This is a genomic window from Sphingobium indicum BiD32 (assembly GCF_000382885.1).
Classification (GTDB): domain Bacteria; phylum Pseudomonadota; class Alphaproteobacteria; order Sphingomonadales; family Sphingomonadaceae; genus Sphingobium; species Sphingobium japonicum_C.
The window spans coordinates 1-3,676 of sequence record NZ_CAVK010000019.1 but is presented as its reverse complement, the minus strand read 5'-3'; the positions used below and the strand labels follow the sequence as shown (position 1 = coordinate 3,676).

Sequence of the window (3,676 nt, the reverse complement as noted above, 5' to 3'; positions counted from 1 at the left end):
TCGAATTTGTCGTTGCACAGGCCCTTATCAATGCCTTTCCCGGTGAAGACTTAACCCCGCAAACCGAACGTGCGGTGGAACGGGAAGTGGAGGCAGCAGAACCTGGGACCATGGCAGCGGTCAGGACTTTTCAAAGGAAGCGCCGCCCTCCCCTGAACTTCGAAGAGATGGGGGTGCCTTTAGGTTCGATCCTTGTCCATGTGGCAAGTGGAGAAACCGTTGAGGTGATCGAAGCAAAGAAGGTACGTCTCAGGGGCGAAATCGTCTCACTGACGAAAGCTCAGCGGATCGTGTCCGGTGCGCCGTATGCGGTTCAGCCGGGCCGATATTGGCTGTATAACGGAACCAGCATAAGCGATTTATATGAGGCAACCTACCCTCATGAAGCCGGAGAGGATTAGGCGAGCGATTCGCTAGTCTGTCCGTTGTCAGGATGCCTCCCGCTGAAACGTTTGGACACCCACGCCTCACCCACATGCGGATCAAACCCGACGATACACCACCGTTAGATTATTCGCAGGCATTTCGTGAACCGCTTCCACAGCAAACCCTTGTCGTTCAGCCAGTTCGTTCACGTCCTCCAACCACCGAATGCCCCATTCTGCGTTCCGCGCCCGCAAACTTTCGTCAAAGGCCAGATTACTGGGTGCGGTTGGGTGATCCTTGCGAAAGTAAGGTCCGTAAAGGATCAGCGGCGTGCCCTTCTGGAGAAGCCTTGCGCCTTGCGTGAACAATCCGACGGTAGCGTTCCATGAACTAATATGCACCATGTTGATGCACAATATCGCATCGGCCCGGTCGATCGGCCAGTCGCCTGCCGCATCCAGCAGCAACGGCGGGCGCAGATTGGGCAATCCCGCCTCCGCCCGCCACGCCGCTATCGATGCCAGCGCGGCGGGATCGGGGTCGCTGGGTTGCCAGTCGAGCGCGGGCAGCGCGGCGGCGAAGTGGATCGCATGTTCGCCGCTGCCGCTCGCGACCTCCAGCACCAACCCGGCGGACGGCAATGCGTCACGCAGGATAGTCAGGATCGCGTCCCGGTTCCGCAGCGTCGCGGGGGCGTGCCGCTTGTGCGCCTCGCCACCCGCTTCGCCCGGAACCCAGAGCGTCATTCCGCCGCCTGCGCCAGCGCCGGCGCTTCCCAAGTCAGCACGGGCTTGCGCGCGGCCAGCGTTTCGTCGAGACGACGGCGCGGGGCGTGATAGGGCGCGCCCTTCAATGCCTCGTCCCCTGCCTTGGCCCGTTGCGCCAGGCTGCGCAGCGCCATGATGAACTGGTCGAGCGCGGCCTTGCTTTCGGTCTCGGTCGGTTCGATCAGCATCGCGCCATGGACAACCAGCGGGAAATACATGGTCATCGGGTGGAAACCCTCGTCGATCAGCCCCTTGGCAATGTCGAGCGTGGTGAAGCCTTCGGCCAGCCCCTTGTCGCTGAACAAGGCCTCATGCATGCAGGGGCCGCTGCCACCGAATGGCGCGTCCAGCACATCGTCCAGGCTACGCAGGATATAGTTGGCGTTCAGGACCGCATCCTCCGCCACCTGCCGCAGCCCATCCGCACCGTGGCTCAATATATAGGCCAGCGCGCGGGTGAACATGCCCATCTGGCCGTGAAAGGCGACCATGCGGCCGAATGTCCCGGCATGATGATCCTCAACCGATTCCTCCTCGATCAGGACGAAGCGGTCGCCCTGCTTCTCGACAAAGGGCAGCGGCGCATAGGGGGCGAGCGCTTCGGACAATACGACCGGGCCGGAGCCGGGACCGCCACCGCCATGGGGGGTGGAGAAGGTCTTGTGCAAATTGATATGCATCGCATCGACGCCCAGGTCGCCGGGACGGACCCGGCCGACAATGGCGTTGAAATTCGCCCCGTCGCAATAGACGAAGGCTCCGGCTGCATGGACCGCGTCGGAAATGGTCTTGAGGTCGTGCTCGAACAGGCCGCACGTATTGGGGTTGGTGATCATCACCGCCGCCACGTCCGGTCCCAGCCGTGCAGTCAGCGCCGCCAGATCGACCCGGCCTTCGGGGGTGGCGGGAATATCCTCCACCTTATAGCCGCAGAACGCCGCGGTGGCAGGATTGGTGCCATGCGCGCTTTCGGGGACCAGCACGACGCTGCGCGCGTCACCGCGCGCTTCGAGTGCCGCGCGGATCGCCAGCAGGCCGCACAATTCGCCATGCGCGCCAGCCTTGGGCGACATTGCCACCGAATGCATGCCCGTAAGCTTCACCAGCCATCCGGCCAGTTCATGGATCACCGCCAGCGCGCCCTGCACCGTCGATTGCGGGGCCAGCGGGTGCAGATCGGCAAAACCGGGCATCCGCGCGACTTTTTCGTTGAGGCGCGGATTATGCTTCATCGTGCAACTGCCAAGCGGGAACAGGCCCAGGTCGATGGCGTAATTCTGGCGGCTGAGGCGGGTATAATGGCGCACCGTTTCCTGTTCGGACAGGCCCGGCAGGCCGATCGCCCGGCGCTCCAGCCCGCCAAGGCGGCTAGCAACCCTGGGCGCTGGGGCGAAATCGACGCCGGTAGTGTCGGTCGACCCGATCTCGAAGATCAGCGCTTCTTCCAGCATCAGCGCACGGTTGCCCGTGGCGGTTGCGGGGGCCATATGCGCGTCTGCAACGGCGACGGGCGCGGTGGGACGGCCTTCCTTGAGCATGGTCATGCCAGTTCCTCCTCCAGCGCCTTGGCCAGCGTTTTGATATCCTCCGCCGTGACCATCTCGGTCACCGCGACGACCAGCCCGTTGCCGACCGATGCATGGTGCGGGAACAGGCGGCCGAGCGACACGCCCGCCAGCACGCCCTTGTCGGCCAGATTGCGCACAACCTCCCGCGCATCCTTGGTCAGGACCAGCGTGAATTCATTGAAGAAGCTGTCATTGAGCAGCGTCACCCCCGGCACCTGTGCCAGACGATCGGCAGCCTGCACCGCCAGCCCATGATTGAGCGCCGCCAGTTCGCGCAGCCCGCGCTCACCCAGCAGGGTCATGTGGATGCTGAACGCCAGCGCGCAAAGTCCTGAATTGGTGCAGATATTCGACGTCGCCTTCTCACGGCGGATATGCTGTTCGCGGGTGGACAGCGTCAGCACGAAGCCGCGCTTGCCTGCCGCGTCCACCGTCTCGCCACACAGGCGGCCCGGCATCTGGCGGACATATTTCTGCTTGCATGCGAACAGGCCAAGATACGGCCCGCCGAACTGGAGGCCGACGCCGATCGACTGGCCTTCGCCCACCACAATGTCCGCGCCCATCTCGCCCGGTGGAACCAGCGCGCCCAGCGCCACCGGCTCCGTCACCACCGCCACCAGCAGCGCGCCTGCGGCATGGGCCGCCTCGGCCAGCGGGGTCAGGTCGGCGATGCGGCCCAAAATGTCGGGATATTGGACGACGACGCAGCTTGTATCCTTGTCGATAGCCGCGATCAGCGCGTCGATATCGGTATCGGCGCTCAGTGTCGGCACATCATGCACCAGCGCATCGCCGGTGAATTTCGCCATCGTGTTGGCGACCGAGACATAATGGGGGTGCAGGCCCGCCGACAGGATCGCCTTGCTCCGCTTGGTGATCCGCCGCGCCATGCCGATCGCTTCCCAGCAGGCGGTCGATCCGTCATACATGGACGCATTCGCCACGTCGCAACCCAGCAGCCGCGCCACCTGC

4 protein-coding genes are annotated in these 3,676 nt (G+C 63.9%); 1 reads left to right on the top strand and 3 read right to left on the bottom strand.

Annotated features, from left to right (window positions below):
• Window positions 1–401, top strand: a 401-nt coding sequence (locus EBBID32_RS24385; protein ID WP_196805574.1) for a hypothetical protein, incomplete at its 5' end; no start/stop codon positions are given.
• Window positions 402–482: 81 nt separating this feature from the next.
• On the opposite strand, the gene EBBID32_RS02160 is transcribed toward EBBID32_RS24385, so the two are convergent.
• From EBBID32_RS02160 to gcvPA, 3 genes are all read right to left on the bottom strand, one after another.
• Window positions 483–1,112: a DUF938 domain-containing protein gene (locus EBBID32_RS02160; protein WP_006949858.1), complete on the bottom strand. Its 630-nt coding sequence runs from the start codon at window positions 1,110–1,112 to the stop codon at window positions 483–485.
• Window positions 1,109–2,677 carry an aminomethyl-transferring glycine dehydrogenase subunit GcvPB gene (gene gcvPB / locus EBBID32_RS02155; protein WP_006949856.1) on the bottom strand — a complete coding sequence of 523 codons (1,569 nt, stop codon included), beginning with the start codon at window positions 2,675–2,677 and terminating at the stop codon, window positions 1,109–1,111. Before gcvPB ends, EBBID32_RS02160 begins: the two co-directional genes overlap by 4 nt.
• A partial coding sequence (gene gcvPA / locus EBBID32_RS02150) for an aminomethyl-transferring glycine dehydrogenase subunit GcvPA (protein ID WP_037488266.1) occupies window positions 2,674–3,676 on the bottom strand: 1,003 nt, incomplete at its 5' end. The genes gcvPA and gcvPB, both read right to left, overlap by 4 nt.